Here is a 23,216-nt window from a genome sequence, read left to right on the forward strand (position 1 = left end):
AGGCAAGAATAGCAAGGCAAGCCCCTGTGCAAGCAGGGGCAAGGCCATGGAGCGTGATCATGGAGCTTTCGAGCATACTGAAGCCCGAGGCGGTACGTGTATTGTCCGCCGCTTCCAGCAAGAAGCGGTTGTTTCAGGAAATCGGCGATGTTGCCGAGGGGGCCCTTGGTCTTGACGCGCAGGTTGTTGTGGATGGCCTGCTCGAGCGGGAGAGCCTTGGCCCAACAGGCGTTGGTCATGGAGTCGCCCTGCCACATGCGCGGCTGGGTGATCTGGCCGAAGTGGCTGGCGTTTTCGTAATGCTGGAAAAGCCGATTGATTTCGGTGCGGTAGACCGCCAGCCGGTTGATGTCGCTTTTGCGTTGTTTGCCCCGGAAGAGGCAGGTGTGGACCACCTAAAGGCGCTTGCGCTGGTGTCCAGAACGCTGCGCAATACGTCGGTTTGCGCAAAGCTGCGCGCCAATCCTGATCCGGTCAAGCTCTATGCAATTCTGACCGAGGCGCAGTCGGTCCAGGCGGCTTAACTGCCCCAAAGGCAATAAAAAAGCCCCCAGTTTTCGGGGGCTTTTGCGTTTTAACCGCCGGTTCCCATTTCCAGGGTCCACCAGATTTTCCCGCCGTTCTCCTGGTGCCAGGCAAAGCCCATCTGAGTGGCTTTGGCATCCATGATGACATTTCGCGGTCCGGGTTCCTGCATCCAGGCGGCCAGCGTTTCGGTCTCGGTCTCATAGGTTTCCGAGATCGCCTCGCCGAGGAAGGTGCCGTAATAGCCGACGCGCGTCGCCCGATCCAACGGCGAAGATCCGTCCGAGCCAAAGTGCCAGGGCCGATTCTGTCGCGCCATATCCTTGGAATGGGTGGCGGCCGCGGCATTGAGCTGAGCATTCAGTTGTACCGGCTGAAGGCCCGATGCCTGGCGGAGGGCGTTAACCGAATCCAACATCCGGAATTGCAGCTTTTCTGGATTGCCACGGATCTTGTACACCGTTGGCAGGGGGCGCCCATCTGCTCCATAGGTTGGGGATCCACCCGGCGTACAGGCGGCCAGTGCAATAAAGCTAGCAAACAGTAATGAAATGATGCGCGTCATGATCGACCTGATTATTGTGTTGCCATACGGCATAGCGTGACAGAAGGCTGTGGGCAAACGCACAATGGCTTTGTTCTGCGTGATTCTGCCGGTTTCAATTGCGACTGAAGCATTCTGGCAATAAAATGCACAGGATTTTTAGATTTTCTGTGAAAAGGACCTGCGATCATGGTCAAGAAAAGCATTACTCATACAACCCGACGCGGATTCGTCGCGGGTGTCTCGGCTCTGGTCGCCTCGCCTGCGATTGCCCAATACACCCCCGGAGACCCGCTGCGCCCCGCACCCGAGGACGAACCTGCGGTGCGCCGTAACATCTCTGGCTTCAGGGCGCTGGACTGGCAGCCCTATTTTTCCAACACGAAAAACGGCGCTATCCTTGTCGATACAGTATCGCGGGCGCTGCATTACTGGTCTGACGATCAATCGGTGTACAAACTATACCCGTCGTCGGTTCCCCTGACCGAAGAGCTGACGCGCCGCGGCCGGACCAGTGTGATCCGCAAGGTCGAGGGCCCAAGCTGGTCGCCAACACCCTCGATGAAGAAAAGAAATCCGGAATGGCCGGACTATATCCCGCCGGGTCCAGATAACCCATTGGGAACACATGCTTTATATCTAAGCTGGAAATATTACCGAATTCACGGAACCCATGATACGCGCAAAATCGGGCGTCGATCTTCGAATGGGTGCATCGGTCTTTTCAACAACGATATTGCCGAACTGTTCTCAATGGCCAAGGTTGGCACGCAAGTGTTGCTAATTTGACGACATTTCCGCGCAGGTACCCGCTTGTGACGCAACTTCCATTTGCATTCCAGTTGGATAGCTGATTAGAAAAAAACACGAGGTAAGTCTTGAGTGCATGGTTTCACTATACGGAACCGTGCGTATCCTGGAGGTTAATATGAAGAAACTCGTTCTCGCCGCTGCACTGACTGCTGCTGCTTCGACCGCTTATGCAGGCAACCTGGAAGAGCCGGTTGTTGAAGCACCTGTTGTTGTTGAAGAAACTCAGGGTTCGTCAAACGGCATCATCCTGCCGCTGATCCTGTTGGTTGTTGTTGCCGCAGCTGTTGCAGCAAGCTAATTCGACAAGCGATATCTAAAGAAAAGGCGGTGGAGCTTTCCACCGCCTTTTTTTGTGCCTAGTCGACTGGGTGGCTTAGTCCAGCCAACCCTTCAAATTATCCTCGATCACCTTGCCCAGGGCCGCTATGTGCGATTCGTCATCGTTCAGGCATGGGATATAGGTAAAGCTTTCGCCGCCCGCGTCCTCAAAACTCTCTTTGATCTCTTCGTTGATCTCTTCCAGCGTTTCGATGCAATCGGCGGAAAACGCTGGTGCGATAACGGCGATCTTCTTCTTACCCTGTTTTGCCAGTTCGGCCACGTGGTCGACCGTATATGGCTTGAGCCATTCTTCCGGGCCGAATCGTGACTGGAAGGTCGATACAAGCTGGTCGTCCGACCAGCCCAACCTTTCTTTCAGCAACCGAGTCGTTTTTGCGCATTGGCAGTGATAGGGGTCGCCCTGTAGCAGGTAGCGTTCCGGCATGCCGTGGTAGGAACAGACCAGTATGTCCGGCTTATCTTCCATCGCGGCATAGGTTTTTTCCACAGACCCGGCCAAAGCATCGATATAGGCGGGTTCGTCAAAATAGGCGGGCACGGTGCGGCTGGCGGGTTGCCACGTTTCATCCATCAGAGCGCGGAAAAACTGATCATTGGCCGTGGCCGTCGTGGCGCCTGCGTATTGCGGGTAAAGCGGAAAGAACAGAATCCGGTCGCAGCCCGCTGCGACCATTTCCCGGACTTTTGATTTTGTCGATGGGTTGCCGTAGCGCATGCAGAATTCCACCATGACCTTGTCGTCATAGCGTGCCTGCATCGCGTCACGCATCTTGGCGGTCTGCTCTTTGGTGATCGTCATCAGCGGGCTTTCGCCCTTGTCGTGGTTCCAGATCGACTTGTACGCCTCACCCGAGCTGAAGGGCCGTTTGGTCAGGATGATCCCCTGCAGGATTGGCTGCCATTTCCACTTGGGATAGTCGATCACGCGCTGGTCCGACAGAAACTCGTTCAAGTAACGGCGCATGGGCCAATAGCTGTAATCGTCGGGGGTGCCGAGATTGGCCAGCAGGATTCCGACGCGGCCCGTTTTGACTTTGGGGTGATCCGCCGGGGCATGATCGGGGCGTGTGGCGTCAAACATGTTTCACTTCCTGAGATGTCTTTGCTTCGGGCTGAGATAACCGGAATTCCGCATTCGTCAATCGGACAGTTTGCCTTCGCTTGCGCCCAGAGCATCCGCAAGCCGCATCTGGGCCGAGCCCGGACGCAGCGGTTTTGGCTGGCTTTCATCGGGCGACCAGCCAGTTAGGCAGACCAGCTCGAATGTTGCCTTGAGGCGTTTCTGATCAGTGCTGAAATGATTGGCATAGATGTCTTGCGCCCGGGCAAAGACCTGCCGGTTTGTGGGGTGTTTCATGCGGTTTTGCAGGCTGTTGGTTTCACCCATTGCCCGCAGGTCATGCATCAGGTGGGTCAGATCGCGATATTCCGCCGTCAGCCGCGCGGTATCAGCAACTGGCAGGGCCAGTCCGGCGCGTTGCAGCAACCCGCCCAGATCGCGCAGCTCGGCCATAGGCGCGATGCGGGGGCTGAGGCCGCCCGTGACCTCAACCTCGGCCTGCCCAAGCGCGGCGCGTAGTTCATGCAGGGTTTCACCGCCCAGACAGATCACCAGCAACAGCCCATCAGGTTGCAGCGCGCGGTGACACTGGATCAACTGCCCAACCGGATCATTGGCCCAGTGCAGAGCCATAGCATGGATCACCAGATCATGGGCACCGGGGGTCAGGTCCAGCACCTCGTTATCCGGGATGATCCGCGCCATTGGCAACACATCCTGCCAGACTTGCGCAAAAGGGGTCACGATCGCCGGGGCCGTAAAGCTTTTATTAACCAAGGCGAGCCGATCCTGAACCTCGTCAACTGTGGCGCGGTGCAAGAACAAGGCATCTTCCCGTGCGCGGGACCGACGCCGTGCAAGGATTGCGCGGTCGAACAGTGAGGGTGCGTTGGAATCAGGCAGTTTCATAGGGCGCAACTATCGCATGTGGCAGCGAATTCAAACCGCTGTCCAGATGATCTATCCCCCGCGCTGTCTGGGATGCGGTGATTTGACCGCGTCGGATTTCGGCCTCTGTGGCTCCTGTTGGCGTGAAACGCCCTTTATCGGTGGCGCTGTATGTGAAAGCTGCGGCGTGCCCTTGCCGGGTGAGGCCGATGGCCACCGAATCGAATGTGATGACTGTATGAAAACGCCGCGCCCTTGGCGCGATGGGCGGTCTGCGCTTTTGTATGATGGCAAGGCGCGATCCCTGATTCTGGCTCTGAAACATGGGGACCGGCCCGAGCTTGCACGCCCTGCGGCGCGCTGGATGGCCCTGGCGGGTCGGGATTTGTTTCGCGAGAACATGCTGATCGCGCCGGTACCGCTGCATTGGTCCCGGTTGCTGAAACGCAGGTACAACCAATCCGCCCTGTTGGCGCAGCATCTGGGGCGGCAAACCGGGTTGGAGGCCTGTCCGGACCTTCTGGTCCGACGGACAAGAACGCCGGTTTTGGATGGAAAAACAGCCGCACAGCGCATGGAAACGCTGGAGAATGCGATTGCAGCGCATCCCAGGCGGCTTCGGCAGATGCAGGCGCGCGATATTCTGCTGGTCGATGATGTCATGACATCAGGCGCAACATTGACCTCATGTGCACGTGTCTGTCGTGCATCCGGGGCAAATCATATTTTTGTGTTGACCCTAGCGCGCGTTGCCAAGGATACCTAACTCGCCCAGGATTGTGCGAAACCCAAAGGTACGGAATATGAAATCGGTAGAAATATATACCTCGCCGCTCTGTGGCTTCTGTCACGCTGCAAAACGGCTGCTGAATCAGAAGGGCGTCGAGTTTCAGGAAGTCGATGTGCTGAGGAACCCAAAACGCAAACCTGAAATGATCCAGCGCGCCGGTGGCAAGCGGACCGTACCCCAGATCTTTATCGGATCGCAGCATGTGGGCGGATGCGACGACCTGTATGAGCTGGAACGTCAGGGCAAGCTGGACGGTTTGCTGGCGGCCTGATGAAGAGCGCCCTGCTTCAGATCACCTCGTCGGATGATCCGGCTGAAAACCAGAAAATGGTGCGCGCCCTGATGTCCGAAGCGGCAGGGCAGGGTGCGCGGTTCGTTCTGACGCCCGAGGTGACGAATTGCGTGTCCACCTCGTCCACACGGCAGCGGGAAATTCTGCAATACGAAGAAGATGACCTGACACTTGCGGGGCTGCGCGAGCAGGCCGCGAGCCTGGGGATCTGGTTATTGATCGGCTCGTTGGCGATCAAAACACATGATGCGGATGGTCGGTTTGCCAATCGGTCTTTCATGATTGATCCTCAGGGGCAGATCGTGGCGTGGTATGACAAGATCCATATGTTCGACGTGCAGGTGTCCGAGGCCGAGACGTTTCGCGAGTCCAAAAACTACCGTCCCGGCACACGGGCGGTCATAGCCGAGACAGATTTCGGCAAGGTGGGTCTGAGTATCTGTTATGATATCCGCTTTCCCGGCCTTTACGCCGCTCTGGCGCAGGCAGGCGCGCATATCCTGACGGTTCCAGCCGCTTTTTCACCGGTCACGGGTGAGGCCCATTGGAAATCGCTGTTGCGGGCGCGGGCGATTGAAAACGGATGCTGGGTGTTGGCCCCGGCGCAGACCGGTGAACACCCTAATACCAGGGGAAAGACCCGCAAAACCTACGGTCACAGCATGGTCGTTGCCCCATGGGGAGAGGTCGTCATCGACGCAGGGACCGATCAGGGCATTCACTTTTTCAATTTGGATGATAGTTCTGTTACAGAAGCACGAAGCCGCGTGCCTTCGCTGACACATGTCCGTCCCTTTGACGGCCCCTGATCCAGAATCTGGACTATGACAAACGATACCAATGCCCTCGCGGTCACGCTGTTCAGCGAGATCCTGACCGCAGACCAGTTGTTGCGGAACCGGCTCAGCCGGGTGCTGCCCAGGGGCATGGAAATTTCGCATTTCTCGGTTTTGAACCATCTTGTCTTTGTCGGCAACGAACGCAGCCCGGCACAGCTAGCCGATACGTTTCACGTGACCCGAGGTGCCATGACCAATACCTTGGCTAAGCTGGAATGGGCCGGATATATCCACATCCGCCCCGACTGGGACGACGCCCGCCGCAAGATGGTCGCCATCAGCCCCGCTGGGCGGAGTGCTCGGGATCAGGCGATCTCCTCTATTGCGCCGCTGATCAATCGCGTGGTCGGAGAGCTGGGGCTGGAGCGGGTGCGCAGCACGCTGCCCGTACTGCGGGATTTGCGATTGCAGTTGGAGGGGGAGTAGGTTCACCCCGGCTTCACGCTCGCCGTCACATAATTCACGCTCAAATCCCGGGCCGAGATCGACCAGCTCCATAGTATCGGGTTGAACACGAAACCCTTGCGGTCCACCGGGTCCAACCCGGCTTGACGCAACAGGTCGAACAACTCGCCAGGGGTGATGAACTTGTTCCACTCATGCGTGCCGCGCGGCAGCCAGCGCATGATCACCTCGGCACCAAAGATAGCCATCGCATAGGATTTCGGGTTGCGGTTGATGGTCGAACAAATCTCAAGCCCGCCTGGTTTCAGCAAATCCCGCGTGGCAGTCAGAAAGCTGAGCGGGTCGGCCACATGTTCGACCACCTCCATGTTCAGAATCACATCAAACTGCTCACCTGCGGCGGCCATATCCTCGGCAGTGGTGTGGCGATAGTCGATCCCAAGCCCCGATTGCTCGGCATGGATGCGGGCGACGGGCAGGTTGCCCTCGGCGGCATCGGCGCCCACGACCTCGGCGCCAAGGCGAGCCATGGGTTCGCTCAGCAAGCCTCCTCCACATCCGATATCCAGCAGGCGCAGGCCCTCGAACGGGCGCGGGGCCTTCAGATCACGGTCAAATTCGCCTGCGATTTGCTGTGTGATATAATCCAGACGACAGGGGTTCAGCATGTGCAGAGGTTTGAATTTCCCATGCGGATCCCACCATTCTGCTGCCATCGCCTCGAATTTTGCGATCTCGGACGGGTCTACCGTGTTCGGATGCGCTTGCATTCCTGTCTCCGTATGCTCTTTTACGTTTAAGGACTATATAGGGCCATAATGGACAAGTACCCGGACCAAAAGCGCGCAGTGCAATATCTTTACCCGCCGATCGACCCGTTCGATCAGCGCATGGTTGATGTGGGCGATGGTCACCTTATCTATATGGAACAATGCGGCAATCCGGATGGCCTGCCGGTAGTCGTGTTGCACGGAGGTCCGGGTGGCGGATGCAGCCCCGCAATGCGGCGCTATTTCGATCCGGACGTCTTTCGGGTGATTCTGTTTGATCAGAGAGGCTGTGGACGCTCGCGCCCGCACGCGTCGGTCACAGACAACACTACCTGGCATCTGGTGGCCGATATCGAACGGCTGCGCACCCTGTTGAACATCAGTGACTGGGCCGTTTTCGGTGGAAGCTGGGGCGCAACCCTGGCGTTGATCTATGCGCAGGCGCATCCCGACCGGGTGAATAGGCTGATATTGCGCGGCGTGTTTCTGGCAACGCAGGCCGAGCTGGACTGGTTCTATGGTGGTGGCGCGGGCAAGTTCTGGCCCGAGCAATGGTCCAAGTTCACCGCTCTGCTCTCCGAGACAGAGCTTTCCGATACGATTGGGGCCTATAACAAACGCCTGTTCTCAGGGGATCGGGCGACTGAGGTTCTGTACGGACGGGCCTGGTCCGCCTGGGAAAATGCGCTGGCGTCAATCCATTCGAACGGATCCACCGGAGAAAGCCCGGGTGAGTATGCGCGCGCCTTTGCCCGGCTTGAGAATCACTATTTCATCAATCGGGCTTTCCTTGATCAGGACGGGCAGATTCTGGAGCAGATGGATCGGATCGCTCATATTCCCGGCCATATCGTTCAGGGCCGCTATGACATGATCTGCCCACCGCATTCTGCCTGGAACCTGGCCGAGCGCTGGCCGAATGTCGAATTGAAGATGGTCCGTCAGGCGGGCCATGCCCTGTCTGAACCCGGCATCAGTGCCGAATTGGTCCGCATTATGAACCGCGTGGCCGAGGGGGTAGCATGACCCGCATTGACCGCCGCGCGTTGTTTGCATCAGGTGCCGCTGCGGCGCTGTTGGCCGCAACAGGTGCGTCACTGGCGAATACGCCCAAGCCGGGTGGAACCCTGCGGCTTGCGGTGCCGCGTGACGACAGTCTTGAACAGGTTGCACGGGGGGCGGTGTTTGACACGCTGACCGAAATCGCACCGGACGGTACCTTGCGAGGTGAGCTGGCAACAGGATGGCAGACCGATACGGATGCCCGGATCTGGACGTTTGATCTGCGCGATGATGCGGTGTTCCACGACGGCGTAGCATTGGATATCGCTGATGTGATGGCGGTTTTGGCCGAAGTCGGGCGCGCCGAAGCGCTGGCCCCTAACCGGCTGCACCTTGAACTGGCCAAGCCTAATCCCGGCCTGCCTTTCCTGCTGGCCGAAAGTCAATTTGTCATCCCGCGGGCTGGTCAGAGCGTCAAACCGCTGCAGATCGCCAATGGCACCGGATGCTACCGTGTCGAACGGGCTGAGGATGATCGCCACTTTCTGGGCCGCAAAGTCGTTGACCATTATAAGAGCACTCAGGCCGGTTGGGCGGATGCTTTTGAGATTATCGTCATTCCTGATGCCCGCGTCCGGGCCGAAGCATTGCGGGATGGCTATGTGGATATTGCTGCCCTGCCATCATCCGAAGGCTTGAATGGACTGCGCGGTCTGCGCCTTCACCCCAGCGAATCGGATATTGCGCTGGCTGCTGCTGCTCATGTTGGTATGCCCCAGCAGATCGGCGGCGCGCGCGCGCTGGACGACGGACGCATTGCTGAACGGTGGTGGTTGGCGTAAATTCCGGTCAGCGTTCCTGCCGGGGGTTGCAGACTCGGGAAACCCTGCGTATATGCAGTTGCAACAGCGGCGTGTCAGACTTCTGGTCTGGGGCTCCACCGGGAATTTCGACGGGCCGCGCGCCCGTTTTTTTGTGCCCGACTGACAGGGTAGAGTAGCTGATGACAAACGAACTGATAGCCAAAGCTGCCATCGATCGGAGACTGGCCGAGATCATCACCCCAGTGATCGAAGATCTGGGGTATGAGCTGGTCCGTATCCGCCTGATGAGCGGCAAGCAGACCACCTTGCAGATCATGGCCGACAAGCCCGATGGTGGCATCGAAGTGGATGATTGCGCCGAGATATCGAACGCAGTCAGTGCCACGTTGGATGTCGAAGATCCGATCCTTGACGCCTATGCGCTGGAAGTGTCCAGCCCCGGCATCGACCGGCCTCTGACACGTCTCAAGGATTTTGAGATGTTCGAGGGCTATGAGGCAAAGATTGAAACCGCCGAACTGATCGACGGCCGTCGCCGCTTCAAAGGTGAGCTGGCCGGGACCGAAGGTGATGAGGTGTTGATCAATATCTCCGAGGGAGATGAGACGATCACCATCGGCTTGCAGTTTGACTGGCTAAGCGATGCCAAGCTGGTCCTGACCGATGATCTGATCAAAGAGATGCTGCGCCAGCGCAAGGACGCCGGTGCCCTGAACGAAAACGCTTTCGACGAGATTGAGACCGAAGGGTCCGAAGAGGAGACGAACTGATGGCAATCACCTCAGCCAACCAGCTGGAGCTGCTGCAGACCGCCGAGGCCGTGGCCCGCGAAAAGATGATCGACCCCGGTCTGGTTGTCGAAGCGATGGAAGAATCGCTCGCCCGTGCCGCCAAAAGCCGCTACGGCGCCGAGATGGATATCCGCGTCAGCATCGACCGCAAGACCGGCAAGGCGACCTTTACCCGTGTCCGCACCGTGGTTGAAGATGAGGAGCTTGAGAACTATCAGGCCGAGATGACCGTCGAGCAGGCCAAGCAATACATGGAAGCGCCGGAAGTCGGTAACGTCTATGTCGAAGAAGTGCCTCCGGTCGAAATGGGCCGGATCGCGGCGCAATCCGCCAAGCAGGTGATTCTGCAAAAGGTTCGCGAAGCCGAGCGCGATCGCCAGTACGAAGACTTCAAGGATCGCGCAGGTACCATCATCAACGGAGCGGTCAAGCGCGAAGAGTTTGGCAATGTCATCGTCGATCTGGGCGGTGCCGAGGCTGTTCTGCGCCGCAACGACAAGATTGGCCGCGAAAGCTATCGCCCCAATGACCGTGTGCGCGCCTATATCAAGGAAGTTCGCCGCGAGGTTCGTGGCCACCAGATCTTCTTGTCGCGCACCGCGCCTGAATTCATGGCTGAACTGTTCAAGATGGAAGTGCCGGAAATCTATGACGGCATCATCGAGGTCAAGGCCGTGGCCCGTGACCCCGGTTCACGCGCCAAGATTGCCGTGATCTCTTACGACGGGTCGATCGACCCGGTCGGTGCCTGCGTTGGTATGCGCGGCAGCCGTGTGCAGGCCGTCGTGAATGAGCTGCAGGGCGAAAAGATCGACATCATTCCATGGAACGAAGATCAGCCCACCTTCCTGGTGAACGCGCTGCAGCCTGCCGAGGTGTCCAAGGTTGTTCTGGATGAAGAAGCGGGCAAGATCGAAGTTGTGGTTCCCGAAGAACAGCTGAGCCTTGCCATTGGCCGTCGCGGTCAGAATGTGCGTTTGGCCAGCCAGCTGACCAATCTGGACATTGATATCATGACCGAGGCCGAAGAATCGGCGCGCCGTCAGAAAGAATTCGAAGCCCGCACCAGCCTGTTCATGGAAAGCCTGGATCTGGACGAGTTCTTTGCGCAACTGCTGGTCTCGGAAGGGTTTACCAACCTGGAAGAAGTCGCTTATGTCGAGCTCGACGAGCTGTTGGTCATTGACGGCGTCGACGATGGCACCGCGCAGGAACTGCAGACCCGTGCGCGTGAACACCTGGAAGCACAGGCCAAAGCGGCGCTGGATGCAGCGCGTGAGTTGGGTGTCGAGGACAGCCTTATTGAATTCGAAGGTCTGACACCCCAGATGGTAGAAGCGCTGGCCAAGGACGACGTGAAAACGTTGGAAGATTTTGCCACCTGCGCTGACTGGGAACTGGCTGGTGGTTGGACCACAGTTGATGGTGAGCGTATCAAGGATGACGGCGTTCTGGAGCCTTTTGGCATAACGCTGGAAGAGGCGCAGGATCTGGTCATGACCGCACGCATCATGTTGGGCTGGGTTGATCCCGCCGAACTGGAGCAGGCTGAAGAAGACGGCGTAGCGGCCGACGAGGAAGCCGAGGCCTGATCGCAGGCTTCGGGTGGCGCACATGGGTCGCGGTGGCGTCCATAAGGATCGGTCTGACGGACCCGAACGCAAGTGCATTGCCACTGGCGAGGTTCAGCCTAGATATGGGCTGATCCGCTTTGTGGTCGGGCCAGACGGTCAGGTCTTTCCTGATGTCGCGACAAAACTGCCGGGGCGCGGTGTTTATGTCTCGGCCGACCGCAGCGCGTTGGACAAAGCCATCGGCAAGAAATTGTTCGCGCGGGGGTTCAAGGCGCAGGTCACTGTGTCAAAGGATCTGGCCGATGAGGTTGAAAAGCAGATTGCGCGGCGCGTGATCGAGCTTTTGAGCCTCGCGCGCAAGTCCGGTGATGCGGTTGCTGGCTATGAAAAGGTCAAGGCAATGCTGGACCGGGAAGAGGCCCAGATATTGCTTCAGGCGTCCGATGGATCGGGGCGCGGCAAGTCGAAACTCAGCACGCCGCACTTTGGGAAATACATCGGCTGGTTGACCGCAGACGAACTTGGGGCGGCATTTGGGCGCCAAACCGTGATTCATGCGGCCTTGGCCTCTGGCGGACTCGCCAAACGTGTTGTAGAGGAAGCGCAGCGCCTGCATGGCTTGCGCGAAACGGATGACGGCGGCAAGGGCCGCGCGGAAGGGTAAGAAGCTTTATGAGCGATAGTGACGGCAAAAAGACATTGGGTCTTCGTGGCGGGGCGCGCCCCGGAAATGTGAAACAAAGTTTCAGCCACGGACGTACCAAGAATGTCGTGGTGGAAACCAAACGCAAGCGCGTGGTGGTCCCCAAGCCGGGTGCGGCCAAAACCGGTGGTGGAGCTACGCCATCAGGTGATCCGTCGCGTCGTCCTGCCGGGATTTCCGACGTGGAAATGGCGCGCCGGATGAAGGCGCTGCAGGCTGCCAAGGCGCGTGAGGTCGAAGAGGCCGCCGAGCGTCAGGCCGCTGAAAAAGCGCGCGAGGAAGAGCGTGCCCGTCGCCGTGCGGAACTAGAGGCCAAAGAGCGCGAACAGCGCGAGGCCGAAGAACGCGCGCGCGCCAAGGCCGAAGAGGAAGAACGCAAGCGCAAAGAGGCTGAAGATGCCGCTAAGCGTGTCGCGGCGACCCCGACTCCTGAAGAGCCAAAAGCCGCCCGCAGCCCGGCCAGCAAGCCTGCGCCCGCAGCAACGCCACGCAAGCAGGATCGCGAGCGTGAACAGCGCGGCACGCGCACCAAGGGCCGTGACGATAACCGCCGTTCAGGCAAGCTGACTTTGGGTCAGGCGACCGGTGGTGAAGGCAACCGCCAGCGTTCGATGGCAGCCATGAAGCGTAAGCAAGAGCGCGCGCGTCAGAAAGCCATGGGCGGCGCTGTCGAGCGGGAAAAGGTTATCCGTGACGTACAGCTGCCCGAGGCGATTGTCGTGTCCGAGCTGGCCAACCGTATGGCCGAGCGTGTCGCGGACGTTGTCAAATCGCTGATGAACATGGGCATGATGGTCACGCAGAACCAGACCATTGACGCTGATACTGCGGAACTGATCATCGAAGAATTTGGCCACAAGGTCACGCGCGTCTCGGCCTCTGACGTCGAGGACGTCATCAAAGAGATCGAAGACAGCGAAGGCGATCTGCAGTCGCGTCCGCCGGTCATTACCATCATGGGTCACGTTGACCACGGTAAGACCTCGTTGCTGGACGCGATCCGCGACGCTCGCGTTGTGGCGGGTGAGGCCGGGGGTATTACCCAGCATATTGGCGCTTATCAGGTGAAAACCGATGGCGGCACAACGCTGTCTTTCCTGGATACACCGGGTCACGCGGCCTTTACCTCGATGCGTTCGCGCGGGGCGCAGGTCACGGATATCGTGGTTCTGGTTGTTGCTGCGGATGACGCGGTGATGCCGCAGACGATCGAGGCGATCAACCACGCCAAAGCGGCGGGTGTCCCGATGATCGTTGCGATCAACAAGGTCGACAAGCCGGATGCGAACCCGGACAAGGTGCGCACCGATCTGCTGCAGCACGAAGTCATCGTTGAGAAAATGTCGGGTGAGGTTCAGGACGTCGAAGTGTCCGCCATTACCGGTCAGGGTCTGGATGAGCTGTTGGAAGCCATCGCGTTGCAATCCGAAATTCTTGAGCTGAAAGCCAACCCGAATCGCGCCGCCCAGGGTGCCGTGATCGAGGCGCAGTTGGATGTGGGCCGTGGACCTGTTGCTACCGTTCTGGTTCAAACCGGTACATTGCGTCAGGGCGATATCTTTGTTGTGGGTGAGCAATACGGTAAAGTCCGTGCACTGATCAACGACAAGGGCGAACGCGTCAAAGAGGCAGGCCCCTCGGTTCCGGTTGAGGTTCTGGGTCTGAATGGCACGCCCGAGGCCGGGGACGTTCTGAACGTGACCGAGACTGAAGCGCAGGCGCGTGAAATCGCCGCCTACCGTGAACAGGCCGCCAAGGACAAACGCGCCGCCGCCGGTGCCGCAACCACCCTTGAACAGCTGATGCAAAAGGCCAAGGAAGACGAAAACGTCACCGAACTGCCAATTCTGATGAAAGCGGACGTGCAAGGTTCTGCCGAAGCCATCGTTCAGGCGATGGAGAAGATCGGCAACGACGAAGTGCGCGTGCGGGTGCTGCATTCAGGCGTCGGCGCGATCACCGAAACGGATGTCGGCTTGGCGGAAGCGTCCGGAGCCCCGATCTTGGGCTTCAACGTGCGTGCCAATGCTTCAGCCCGGAACACCGCGAACCAAAAGGGCGTGGAAATCCGCTACTACTCGGTGATCTACGATCTGGTCGACGACGTGAAAGCCGCCGCATCAGGCCTGTTGAGCGCCGAGATCCGCGAAAAGTTCATCGGTTATGCCGAGATCCGCGAAGTCTTCAAGGTTACAGGCGTTGGCAAGGTTGCTGGCTGTCTGGTTACAGAAGGCGTGGCGCGTCGTTCCGCAGGTGTCCGCCTGCTGCGCGACAACGTGGTGATCCACGAAGGCACGCTGAAGACGCTGAAGCGCTTCAAAGACGAAGTGGCCGAGGTTCAGTCGGGTCAGGAATGCGGTATGGCATTCGAGAACTATGACGATATCCGCGCCGGAGACGTCATCGAAATCTTCGAGCGCGAAGAGGTCACCCGGACACTGGATTGATCCGGACAGAACTGAAATTCGGAAAACAGCGGCTCTAACGGGCCGCTGTTTTTCTTTTGGAGAGCTGACGTGAGCCTTTGACTTTATGCGCGAGTTTGTTTGAAGTTAATCATCAAGTCGCACCGGGTAGCCTTGGTTCAAGAGGCAAAGTAAATCTAGGTTGGTGTCGGCTATGCGGTCAAAGCAGCCTTATGCAACCGCTGCTATTGCTGACGCAGCATCGGTGAGCAGCTGCTGCACGCGCATCGCTGCGGTGCAACTTATTTCGTCAAACCGGCCATTCAAGGCAAGGTCATAGTCCGAATTTCGAACGGAGCTTTCGGTGCATCCAGATTGGACAATCTGGACGCATGAAACAGCGCTCATTGCTTACGATGGCGACAACGAGCGCTTCCAGAATGCGCCCCGAAAAATTGACCTGGTGAATACTAGCGGCAATGCGGGTGGCACACGAACCAGCGCTGTCTGATCAGTCCGTTGAGAAGCAATAAAACAGACCCGCCCCGCCAGAACGTGGCAGATGTTCTTCTCCACAACCACGCGAGCCGTGCGACGAGTTCCAAGACACCATGTTTCGCGCATCATTGAGACCCACACGGTCATGATGTCCGACAATCGCGGACCCGTCTTCACTATTCGAAGTCCAGTTGCTGCATGTCGTATCGCCACCTGCCGTCGAGAAATGTCCGGCAGAATCGGAGCCAGTCAAAATGTCATGTTTGTTCGGCTGACTACCACGCCCATTTACAGGGTTACCGTTTTCATCGAGTGCGGTCAGAATACTAATGTTCACGCTGTCGCTGTGTAGGTCTTCTACATTGTTGGCGATGAGTTCTCCCTTGGCATTGTACCATGGACCCGCCCCGATTCGGTCGCGTGCCGAAATACCGTTGGTTATTGTCATCGGGTCGGTGCTGCGATCAATGGACATTGACGTGCTCAGATAGGCCGAAAAAGTTTTGGAAGAACCGACCGCAGAAGCAAGTGCATTACAATGAGCATCGGCGCCGTCGAGGCCGCCTAGATTGGCACCGTCTCCTTTGCCTACACTAGTGATGAAGAACGACATCTCATCGCCTGCCGATTGTGCCTGAACGATTGCCGCGAAACAGCAGATTACGAGTGCAGCAACCCCATGGACAGCTGTTCTGTTGGTGAACTTCGACATGTGATTCTCCCTTCTTGCTGTTTGATCTCCGATGCTAGCCGTATGCATTGCTTGGGTCCACGATTAGCGCACAGGGATTAGAGAACATGACAGTTCAGCCTTCGAAACATATCTTGACGGAATATTGGTCGGCACAGACGTTATGGCCGACTCTCGTCACCATTGCGGCAAACCCAAAATGGGGTTCGCACGAAACTTTCGCCGCGAGTATTGCGAACGCCCGGTCTGACAGACGTACTCTACCACCGTGCTGTGATCGATTGCCTCAGATGCTGGACAAAGCAGCTTTCCGACTTGACCGCGGCAATGTCCGTAGTCAGCCTAAAGCCGCTATTGCGCTGAATGCCTTGCATCGGAATGTCGGCCTTTGAAACACTGAACTCGTAATGCTGCTCTGCAAATAATGCGACTGCTTACAACTGTTTTTGGGTGATTTCAGTTGGCTAGAGCTTTGGCTATACGTTCAACCAAGGCCCGTTGCACGAGAGCAAACCTTGGTGTCTGCGCGATTTCCTCTAGTGTTGCGACCCAGAGCGGAACTTCGATTTGGGGATTCATGCCGTGCGATCTATGAAGGCGGGGGTCAGCATCGCCGATGAATTCTGGTAAAAATGTCTTGCCCGCTCCGGAAGCGGCCATCTGCTGAAGCACCAAAAAACTGTCTGCTCCGTTGGTAGTTTGTTCGGTTTTCGCGTTTTCTGCTAGCCACTTGGCAGGCCGAGAGCGGCTCAACGCGCCGTCAAGCCTCATCCATTTACGATTTGGGGAACCATCATCATAGACCCCAAACGACAATGTACCTGATCGTTCTCCGACCAGGCCGTCCTCAAGTTTAATCGATGGGCGCACAGCGATATCCGCAGTCAGCCGGGATAGATCACGGTGGCTGTTGCTACTCAACAAAGTCAGTTCCAACCCTGGGTACTCTTTGGAAATTTCATTCAAAATCTGAGGCAATACCATCTGGCAAAGACTGTCAGTGGACGTGATGCGAACGTGACCAACAGGAGAGCGGTTCGCGCCTACGATTGCCCTCTCTACTGAAAGCACCGCATCTTCAACGTTTTCCATAGCCGAGAGAATTGTTCTGGCCTCAGGCAGCGCGGAATATCCAGAAGAGCTCTTCCGAAAAATCGCACAGCCACTTCTCTGTTCAAAGGCAACCACTCTGCGCAGGACTGTCGCATGCGTTACCCGCAAAGCTTCCGCCGCCGAGTTCAGCGAACCGAATCTATCAACGGCAAGCACATATCGAATGTCATCCCAATTATCGTTGTTCATAAATTAACAGGAGGCGGCGAATAACAAACAATTACAAGTAAATTCGTTCAAGCTAACATTCGAAGTATTGAACAGGGAGAGACATCATGATGAAGAAGTTCTCAATTTTGGCGGCAGGCATTTTGTCTGTAGCGGCCATTGGCGCAGCCATCGCCCATGAAAGCGAAAATCCGGCTGTGAAAGCTCGGACCTCAATCATGCAGCTCTATTCCTTCAATCTTGGTACACTTGGCGGCATGGCCAAAGGCGAGGTGGACTATGATGCCGAGGCCGCAACACGGGCTGCAAACAACCTTGTTGTACTAACGCAGATCGACCAATCCGCGATGTGGCCCGCAGGATCCGACAATGTATCCGATCCGTCCACCCGAGCGCTGCCTGCGATCTGGGAAAACTTCGCTGACGTTGGTGCGAAAGGGCAGGCTATGGCAGATGCCGCTGTTGCGATGCAGGCTGCGGCAGGGCAAGATGTTGATGCCCTGAAAGCGGCTATGGGCGATCTGGGTGGAAGCTGTTCGGCATGTCACAAAGCGTACAGAGCGCCAAAAGACTAATTGGTAGATAGCTGTGAAGCGGTTTTTCCTTTTCACCGCTTTCGTTGCACTCTTGGTTGGGTTGGCAGGTTTGGTGCTGACCCGACCACAAAGAATGGATCAATCTAAACTCGACGGTTTGCATCCGGATCTCACCAGAGGCGAAATCGTGTTTCACGCCTCAGGATGCGCATCCTGTCATTCAGCGCCGGATGCGGTTGGTGAGGACAAGCTCATGCTCTCCGGTGGTCGCCGGTTTGAGACGGAATTCGGCACGTTCATTGCCCCCAACATTTCCAGTGACCCAGAAGTTGGTATTGGGTCCTGGTCTGCCCTGGATCTGGCCAATGCCTTGATCCATGGGACCGGACCCGAAGGGCAGCACTATTTTCCAGCGTTTCCCTATACATCTTACGCCAACATTACGGCCGAAGACGTTATTTCGCTCCTTGCATTCCTCAGAACCCTGCCAGCGTCCAAAGCCGAAAGCGTTTCTCATGAAGTCGGTTTTCCTTTCAATATTCGTCGTGGATTGGGGGGATGGAAACTGTTGTTCATGACACCAGGCTGGGTAGTCGAAGGTGATTTGACCGACCAACAAAGACATGGCAGGTATTTAGTGGAGGCGTTGGGTCACTGCGCCGAATGCCATACGCCGCGAAATGGCTTAGGTGGTCTGAAACGAGACCTTTGGCTGACAGGTGCACCAAATCCAAACGGGAAGGGTCGCGTCCCGGGCCTTACCTCAGACCAGCTTGATTGGTCCGAGGCCGACATTTCCGAGTACCTCAAATCTGGCTTTACACCGGACTATGACAGCGCTGGTGGTGAGATGGTGGAGGTCATCGAGAACACATCTCGCCTCACCGATGAGGACCGTTTGGCGATTGCCGCCTATCTCAAGGCGGTTCCTGTTTCGTCGGCGGTGCTTCCATCAGAGTAACAGTCGTTTGGCGCCATGCAGGGGGACCAGATGCTGTCGTCGATCGCCGGTAGGAAGCCGCAGGGCCTATTCCCTTTTCACCAACCACCTGTTTTACGTTTTGAACGTCGGAGCTCAGCAATACCCCGAGATTCTGTTCATGATTGATTGAGGGTTGTGGTCAAATGAAACAAATAATCGCTCTTTAATCCATTCCAATATCCATTGCGGTACTGGCTCTGAAACTGTTGGCTTGGTGGCTGACAGGCTCGGTGGCGTTGTTGTCGGACGCAATGGAATCTACCGTGAATGTCGTTGCGGCGTTGCTGGCATACTTTGCGGTTCGGTTGCCAATAAACCCCCTGATGAAAACCACCCCTTTAGTCACAAAAAAGCTGAGTATCTTTCCGCTGTCGTCGAGGGCGTATTGATGATTGTTCTGGCGGCGTTCTTGATCATCAGAGAAGCTGTACTGGCACTCCCAAACCCGCATCTTGAGGATGCGCCTCTTTTTGGAATCGCCGTCAGTGTCATTGCAACGGGCGTGAATGGCGCATGGGCTTACCTATTGCTCAAAATCGGCAGTCGCGAGGGTTCGCCTGCATTGGAGGCGAGCTCCCGGCACATTTTCACAGATGTCATGACCTCAGTTGGTGTCATCGCAGGTCTGATACTTGCACTTGTCGCCGGCTGGCTGATCCTCGATCCGATCCTGGCAATTCTTGTTGCACTGAACATCTTGTGGGAGGGCTGGAAAGTTATTCGGGCGTCTGTCGATGGACTGATTGATGTAACCCTTTCGGATCATGACTTGCAGACCGTTACTAATGCAATCGAAGCAAATCTCGGCGCAGCCTTGGAGTACCACGACCTCAAAGGGCGTAGATCCGCAAACGTCATCTTTGTGGAGTTTCATCTTGTTGTGGACGGCACAATGCCAGTCAGCGCGGCGCATGGTATATGCTATGACATCGAGGAAGAATTGGATCGTTTGTATCCGGGTTCTGTCTTTGTCATTCACCTCGAACCTGATGACGAGCTGAAGGGTGACCGGGTTAGTTCCCGCTAAACTGGTCACATGGCTCAGCAAAAACTCTATTGGTTTGACTGATCTGACTAAGACGTTCGGCTTGAAATTCGTCAGACCTAAGCCCGATGTGGGGAAGCCGAACCAGAAGTAACCTGCCTCCAACGTCACGAAGCGTGATGCTCAAAATTGGAGGCGAAAATGAAAATTCAAAGAAAGCTGGGTCAACTTCTTAGTACCGCGGCGTTGGCTTCGTTGATCGCGGCAACACCTTATGTGCCAGCGTTTGATGCCGATGGTCGCCTACATTTTGAACCATCATATGCCTTTGCCAAGAGCGGCAGGGGAAGCGACGGGGATGGTCGCGATGATGATCGGGATGACGACAGAGATGATGACCGCGACGACGACCGGGATGATGATCGTGACGACAATTCGGGATCAGGCAAAGGTGGTCGCGACGATGATGATGACGATGACGACTCCAAACGCTCCAATAAGGGCAGCGGAAAGAAGGATCGGTCTCAAGCAGGTGGTAAACCCTTGGGTTCGGCCGGTGTAACAAAGGTCGAAACAAACGCTAACGGCATTGAAGTGCGTTACGCCGACGGAACCAAGGAGGAGATCGAAAACGGGCGGTATGAGAGAAAGAATGCTCAGAACCGAACTGTTGAGGAGCGCCCTGCGACCGGTGCTGACGTCTCAAGGCTTCGGTCTTTGGCGAATGGTATCTCAATCGACAACGTGCTCTCTTCTGGGCAAGGCGGCACTGCTGGAAGTCGACCTACGAAAATTGAACGCCAGGGCAACAATATCGAAGTGAACTATGCCAATGGTTGGAAAGAGGAGATCGAGTTTGGGCGCTACGAGCTGAAAGATCCGTACAACCGGACTGTTGTTGAGAGAAACGCAACGGCTTCCGATCGCCGAAGGTTGCAGTCGGTTGCCAACTGAGCTGCAACTCCAGTAGATAACCCGTTGGTGGATTCTTGTAGAGGGGGCCGCCATCTTCGTACTAGAGACCGCTGTTAGTCTCCCTTGTTCCAAACATCATGGGCAATGAGCGCGGCCTCTACCCGGTTTCGCGCGTGAAGCTTGGACAGTATTGCCGTCATGTAGTGCTTCACGGTCTTTTCCTGAAGGTCTAACTCGTCAGCGATTTCACGATTACTCAGTCCTTTGGCTACACGTCGAAGTATTTCTTCCTCACGATGCGTAAGGTCATCGAGAATGCTGCTGTTCTTAGAGGTGCCGGTGTTAGCGTTGATTTGAAGCAGTACCCGCGAGGCCAAGCCCGGAGAAACGAACCCTTCACCTGCGGCGATGCTGCTTAAGGAAGCGGTCAATTCGCTCGCGGTTACTCCCTTCACGATGTACCCTATCGCGCCCGCCTCCAACGCGTCCGCGACGTCGCTGCTGTTCTCTGAGACCGTCAAGATTGCAATGAAAGGCGGATTTGCCATTGCCGCAATTTTACGTGTTGCGCTTATCCCGCCACCGGGCATCGAGAGGTCAAGAATGGCTATGTCCGGCTGATGCATGACGACCAGCGATACTGCATCTTCAGCGCTGGACCCGGCAGCCAAAACTTCAAAACCATCAGCTTCATCCAGCGTGCGTTGCAAACCATCCCTGAATATCGGGTGATCATCAGCTATTACGACAGATGTAGTCATGATGTGCCTAACTTTCTGGGAAAGAGTGTCATAGAAACGGTGGTGCCCTCACCCGGTCTCGATGCGACTTCGAACCTGCCGCCAATACTCTCGACCCGATCCCGCAAGCCCATAAGCCCTTGGCCACCATCGTCTCGCAACGCGGTTTCTTCTGACCTGTCAAAACCAGGCCCGTCGTCTTTGACCTTTATAACTATGCGGTCGTTCTGCGCCTCAGAGATAACGGTGCACTTGGAAGCTGGAGCATATCTCGCGGCATTGGAAAGCGTCTCCTGAAGGAACCGAAAAACGCACAGCTTGTCGGACAATGACAACTCTGGGGTCTGGCTACCCAAAAGTGAAATATCCGGTCGCAACGGGCTGTGTTCGACGTGATCCTCTACGGCTCTCTTCACAACATCGACGAGTGACAAGCTGTCGATATCTGGCGCAGAAAGCCCTCGCGATATTGCACGAATTTCAGCCAGAGATTTTTGCAAAGACTGCTGAATTTCCTCTGCCTCTTTAGAACTTTCGGACTCTTTGGAAAACGCCGCCTCCAGTCTAAGGGCGGCGAGCGACAGATATTGCGCAGGACCATCATGTAGCTCGGCACCGAGATTTTTGAGGAACCGATCTGTTTGCGTGGCATATCTTTCTGACGCATCTACTACACGCGACCGCAGCCGGGCATTCTGCTCGGCCATCCTCTCACTTTCTGTCAGGCGCTGTTTAAGAAGAGCCCCCTGTCGTCGAATAGTTTTGTCGCCAATTGCGACAATGGAATACAGAACAATAGTACTTGCCAGAAATGCGGAACCGACGACCAACCAACTTGTTCGCCTGGCCTTGGCTAAGTCTAACTCAAGCTGATCAGCTCTTTCGTAGAACTCCGCAACTGCGATGATTTCGCCGGACCAAAGTTCGCGGATGGGGCTGTAAACTTCAAGTAGTGGTATCCCCAAAGCCGCCTCGGCGGCGCTCTCGGCATGATCAAGCTCTTTGAAAGAGCCGGAGATGTCACCGCTCCACGCCCGCCTTAAGTCATCCGTTGGATTGAAACGGTTTCCAATGATGTCTGTATCAGAGGCATGTACAATCACACCGCCTTGCTTCCAGAATTTGTAGGAGACAATGCGGTCACGCATTGGCTGGGTCATGAAAATCTCGTCCAGCGCCAGGCTCGCCTGCTCAGAAAGATGGTTGCCATGTGCCAATTCCTGGCTGAGCGGGGATACTACGCTTTCCATATATAGCGCAGCGGAATTGGCGGAGTTTTGCACGACTGCGTTCTGGATTCGATTTGACACCCAGACCCCGACGATTGCGGTAGCAGTACCCATCACGAAAATGCTGGCCGCAAGAAAGACTCGCGACAGCGACCAATTGCCAATCGTCAGGTCAGTTACTTTCGCTCTCATCGTGAAATCGACTATGAACTACAATCTGTTATCGCACCACAGACCTTGGTCTGACGTGATCTGGCTAAATCTCAGATCCTGCGCTTCCGTCCAGTGGCCGGAGTCAGATATCGTCCATCGTTCTCAGTCTTTGCAGCATCGGGCATTGAACGTTTCCGCTATCACAATTGGCCGTAAGCTCACTCAAGGCGTACTCTAGGCGTCTGAGCTCACTAATCTTGCTTTGAACGCTGGCAATGTGTGCCTCGGCCAGTTCTTTCACTGATCGGCAGTCTTCGGCACTTCCTTCTGACAGCTCCAAAAGCGCCTTTGCGTCAGATAGAGGAAACCCCAGGTCACGGCACTTCTTCAAAAATCGAAGTCTTCCAACATCGCTTGCCGAATAGAGGCGACGATTGTTCAGAGCTCGTGCGGGTCTTGGTACGATACCTTCGCGTTCGTAATAGCGGATAGTTTCTATGCCGACCCCGCATTGCCGGGAAGCCTCGCCTATCGCAATCATGTGAAGTGCCTCCACTTGATCCTGTAGTTACTACAGGAGTTATACGCATTGAATGCTAGTGCCTCAACACAATCAAATCGCCTACCCAGGGAGCGAAA

Annotated in this window: 26 protein-coding genes; 17 read left to right on the top strand and 9 right to left on the bottom strand. The window is 56.4% G+C overall.

Translation table 11 applies throughout. The annotated features are described in order from the left end of the window. Positions 1–59 precede the first annotated feature (59 nt). Entirely contained in the window at positions 60–524 is a 465-nt protein-coding gene (locus tag AC2FLG_RS18600) for a PTS sugar transporter subunit IIA (RefSeq protein WP_142638287.1), read from the top strand. A 50-nt stretch (positions 525–574) separates the two neighbouring features. On the opposite strand, the gene dalA is transcribed toward AC2FLG_RS18600, so the two are convergent. Continuing rightward, on the bottom strand, positions 575–1,090 hold the full coding sequence (gene dalA, locus AC2FLG_RS18605) for a divisome-associated lipoprotein DalA (protein ID WP_142638285.1): 516 nt from the start codon (positions 1,088–1,090) through the stop codon (positions 575–577). Positions 1,091–1,258: 168 nt separating this feature from the next. Here dalA and AC2FLG_RS18610 point away from each other — a divergent pair, with 168 nt between their 5' ends. Together AC2FLG_RS18610 and AC2FLG_RS18615 are read left to right on the top strand one after the other, a co-directional pair. Then, positions 1,259–1,858: a L,D-transpeptidase gene (locus tag AC2FLG_RS18610; RefSeq protein WP_281973577.1), complete on the top strand. Its 600-nt coding sequence runs from the start codon at positions 1,259–1,261 to the stop codon at positions 1,856–1,858. Between the two features lie 139 nt (positions 1,859–1,997). Further along, positions 1,998–2,180, top strand: a complete 183-nt coding sequence (locus AC2FLG_RS18615; protein ID WP_142638281.1) for a hypothetical protein — start codon at positions 1,998–2,000, stop codon at positions 2,178–2,180. Positions 2,181–2,255: 75 nt separating this feature from the next. Here the strand turns inward: AC2FLG_RS18615 and hemH are convergent, their stop codons facing one another. Continuing rightward, positions 2,256–3,305 carry a ferrochelatase gene (hemH, locus tag AC2FLG_RS18620; protein WP_496707481.1) on the bottom strand — a complete coding sequence of 350 codons (1,050 nt, stop codon included), beginning with the start codon at positions 3,303–3,305 and terminating at the stop codon, positions 2,256–2,258. 57 nt (positions 3,306–3,362) lie between these two features. Further along, entirely contained in the window at positions 3,363–4,193 is an 831-nt protein-coding gene (locus AC2FLG_RS18625; protein ID WP_496707482.1) for a methyltransferase domain-containing protein, read from the bottom strand. A 16-nt stretch (positions 4,194–4,209) separates the two neighbouring features. Between AC2FLG_RS18625 and AC2FLG_RS18630 the strand changes: the two genes are divergently transcribed. From AC2FLG_RS18630 to AC2FLG_RS18645, 4 genes are read left to right on the top strand one after another with little or no spacing between them, the layout of a single operon-like run. Further along, positions 4,210–4,938, top strand: coding sequence for a ComF family protein (locus AC2FLG_RS18630; protein ID WP_496707484.1), 729 nt, complete (start codon positions 4,210–4,212; stop codon positions 4,936–4,938). Between the two features lie 37 nt (positions 4,939–4,975). After that, positions 4,976–5,233, top strand: coding sequence for a glutaredoxin 3 (gene grxC / locus AC2FLG_RS18635; protein ID WP_142638273.1), 258 nt, complete (start codon positions 4,976–4,978; stop codon positions 5,231–5,233). After that, the gene (locus tag AC2FLG_RS18640; protein ID WP_496707486.1) at positions 5,233–6,063 is read left to right on the top strand and encodes a carbon-nitrogen hydrolase family protein; all 831 of its coding nucleotides are present in this window, start codon (positions 5,233–5,235) and stop codon (positions 6,061–6,063) included. The genes grxC and AC2FLG_RS18640 overlap by 1 nt, the downstream gene beginning before the upstream one ends. Positions 6,064–6,078: 15 nt before the next feature. Further along, entirely contained in the window at positions 6,079–6,519 is a 441-nt protein-coding gene (locus tag AC2FLG_RS18645) for a MarR family winged helix-turn-helix transcriptional regulator (RefSeq protein ID WP_142638269.1), read from the top strand. Positions 6,520–6,521: 2 nt separating this feature from the next. Here AC2FLG_RS18645 and ubiG read toward each other — a convergent pair whose 3' ends face one another. After that, positions 6,522–7,268, bottom strand: coding sequence for a bifunctional 2-polyprenyl-6-hydroxyphenol methylase/3-demethylubiquinol 3-O-methyltransferase UbiG (gene ubiG / locus AC2FLG_RS18650; RefSeq protein WP_496707487.1), 747 nt, complete (start codon positions 7,266–7,268; stop codon positions 6,522–6,524). Positions 7,269–7,316: 48 nt separating this feature from the next. Here ubiG and pip point away from each other — a divergent pair, with 48 nt between their 5' ends. From pip to infB, 6 genes are all read left to right on the top strand, one after another. Beyond that, entirely contained in the window at positions 7,317–8,294 is a 978-nt protein-coding gene (gene pip / locus AC2FLG_RS18655) for a prolyl aminopeptidase (protein WP_142638265.1), read from the top strand. Further along, positions 8,291–9,112 carry an ABC transporter substrate-binding protein gene (locus AC2FLG_RS18660; RefSeq protein ID WP_496694100.1) on the top strand — a complete coding sequence of 274 codons (822 nt, stop codon included), beginning with the start codon at positions 8,291–8,293 and terminating at the stop codon, positions 9,110–9,112. Before pip ends, AC2FLG_RS18660 begins: the two co-directional genes overlap by 4 nt. Before the next feature lie 161 nt (positions 9,113–9,273). Beyond that, positions 9,274–9,864 carry a ribosome maturation factor RimP gene (gene rimP, locus AC2FLG_RS18665; protein ID WP_496697395.1) on the top strand — a complete coding sequence of 197 codons (591 nt, stop codon included), beginning with the start codon at positions 9,274–9,276 and terminating at the stop codon, positions 9,862–9,864. After that, positions 9,864–11,477 (top strand): transcription termination factor NusA, encoded by a 1,614-nt coding sequence (gene nusA, locus AC2FLG_RS18670; RefSeq protein WP_496707488.1) that lies wholly within the window; start codon positions 9,864–9,866, stop codon positions 11,475–11,477. Before rimP ends, nusA begins: the two co-directional genes overlap by 1 nt. A 22-nt stretch (positions 11,478–11,499) precedes the next feature. Further along, positions 11,500–12,123, top strand: a complete 624-nt coding sequence (locus AC2FLG_RS18675) for an RNA-binding protein (protein WP_496707490.1) — start codon at positions 11,500–11,502, stop codon at positions 12,121–12,123. 8 nt (positions 12,124–12,131) lie between these two features. Continuing rightward, positions 12,132–14,609, top strand: a complete 2,478-nt coding sequence (gene infB, locus AC2FLG_RS18680) for a translation initiation factor IF-2 (RefSeq protein ID WP_496692727.1) — start codon at positions 12,132–12,134, stop codon at positions 14,607–14,609. 469 nt (positions 14,610–15,078) lie between these two features. Here the strand turns inward: infB and AC2FLG_RS18685 are convergent, their stop codons facing one another. Both AC2FLG_RS18685 and AC2FLG_RS18690 read right to left on the bottom strand, forming a co-directional pair. Further along, positions 15,079–15,777: a hypothetical protein gene (locus AC2FLG_RS18685; RefSeq protein WP_281973611.1), complete on the bottom strand. Its 699-nt coding sequence runs from the start codon at positions 15,775–15,777 to the stop codon at positions 15,079–15,081. Between the two features lie 435 nt (positions 15,778–16,212). Continuing rightward, positions 16,213–17,058 carry a LysR family transcriptional regulator gene (locus AC2FLG_RS18690; RefSeq protein ID WP_496703754.1) on the bottom strand — a complete coding sequence of 282 codons (846 nt, stop codon included), beginning with the start codon at positions 17,056–17,058 and terminating at the stop codon, positions 16,213–16,215. Positions 17,059–17,144: 86 nt separating this feature from the next. Here AC2FLG_RS18690 and AC2FLG_RS18695 point away from each other — a divergent pair, with 86 nt between their 5' ends. The 4 genes from AC2FLG_RS18695 to AC2FLG_RS18710 all read left to right on the top strand — a co-directional run bounded on the left by AC2FLG_RS18695 (position 17,145) and on the right by AC2FLG_RS18710 (position 20,494). Then, entirely contained in the window at positions 17,145–17,612 is a 468-nt protein-coding gene (locus AC2FLG_RS18695; RefSeq protein ID WP_496692729.1) for a c-type cytochrome, read from the top strand. 94 nt (positions 17,613–17,706) lie between these two features. Then, positions 17,707–18,534, top strand: coding sequence for a c-type cytochrome (locus AC2FLG_RS18700; protein ID WP_496707492.1), 828 nt, complete (start codon positions 17,707–17,709; stop codon positions 18,532–18,534). Between the two features lie 154 nt (positions 18,535–18,688). Next, on the top strand, positions 18,689–19,582 hold the full coding sequence (locus tag AC2FLG_RS18705; RefSeq protein WP_496707494.1) for a cation diffusion facilitator family transporter: 894 nt from the start codon (positions 18,689–18,691) through the stop codon (positions 19,580–19,582). A gap of 159 nt (positions 19,583–19,741) precedes the next feature. Continuing rightward, the gene (locus tag AC2FLG_RS18710; RefSeq protein WP_246097202.1) at positions 19,742–20,494 is read left to right on the top strand and encodes a hypothetical protein; all 753 of its coding nucleotides are present in this window, start codon (positions 19,742–19,744) and stop codon (positions 20,492–20,494) included. Positions 20,495–20,568: 74 nt separating this feature from the next. On the opposite strand, the gene AC2FLG_RS18715 is transcribed toward AC2FLG_RS18710, so the two are convergent. The 3 genes from AC2FLG_RS18715 to AC2FLG_RS18725 all read right to left on the bottom strand — a co-directional run bounded on the left by AC2FLG_RS18715 (position 20,569) and on the right by AC2FLG_RS18725 (position 23,118). Further along, positions 20,569–21,216, bottom strand: coding sequence for a response regulator (locus AC2FLG_RS18715; RefSeq protein ID WP_496707496.1), 648 nt, complete (start codon positions 21,214–21,216; stop codon positions 20,569–20,571). After that, positions 21,213–22,616: a sensor histidine kinase gene (locus AC2FLG_RS18720; RefSeq protein ID WP_496707498.1), complete on the bottom strand. Its 1,404-nt coding sequence runs from the start codon at positions 22,614–22,616 to the stop codon at positions 21,213–21,215. The genes AC2FLG_RS18715 and AC2FLG_RS18720 overlap by 4 nt, the downstream gene beginning before the upstream one ends. A gap of 103 nt (positions 22,617–22,719) precedes the next feature. After that, complete coding sequence (locus AC2FLG_RS18725) at positions 22,720–23,118, bottom strand: MerR family transcriptional regulator (RefSeq protein WP_271950120.1); 399 nt, start codon at positions 23,116–23,118, stop codon at positions 22,720–22,722. Positions 23,119–23,216: the final 98 nt, after the last annotated feature.

This window comes from Ruegeria sp. CDSA193, assembly GCF_059611885.1.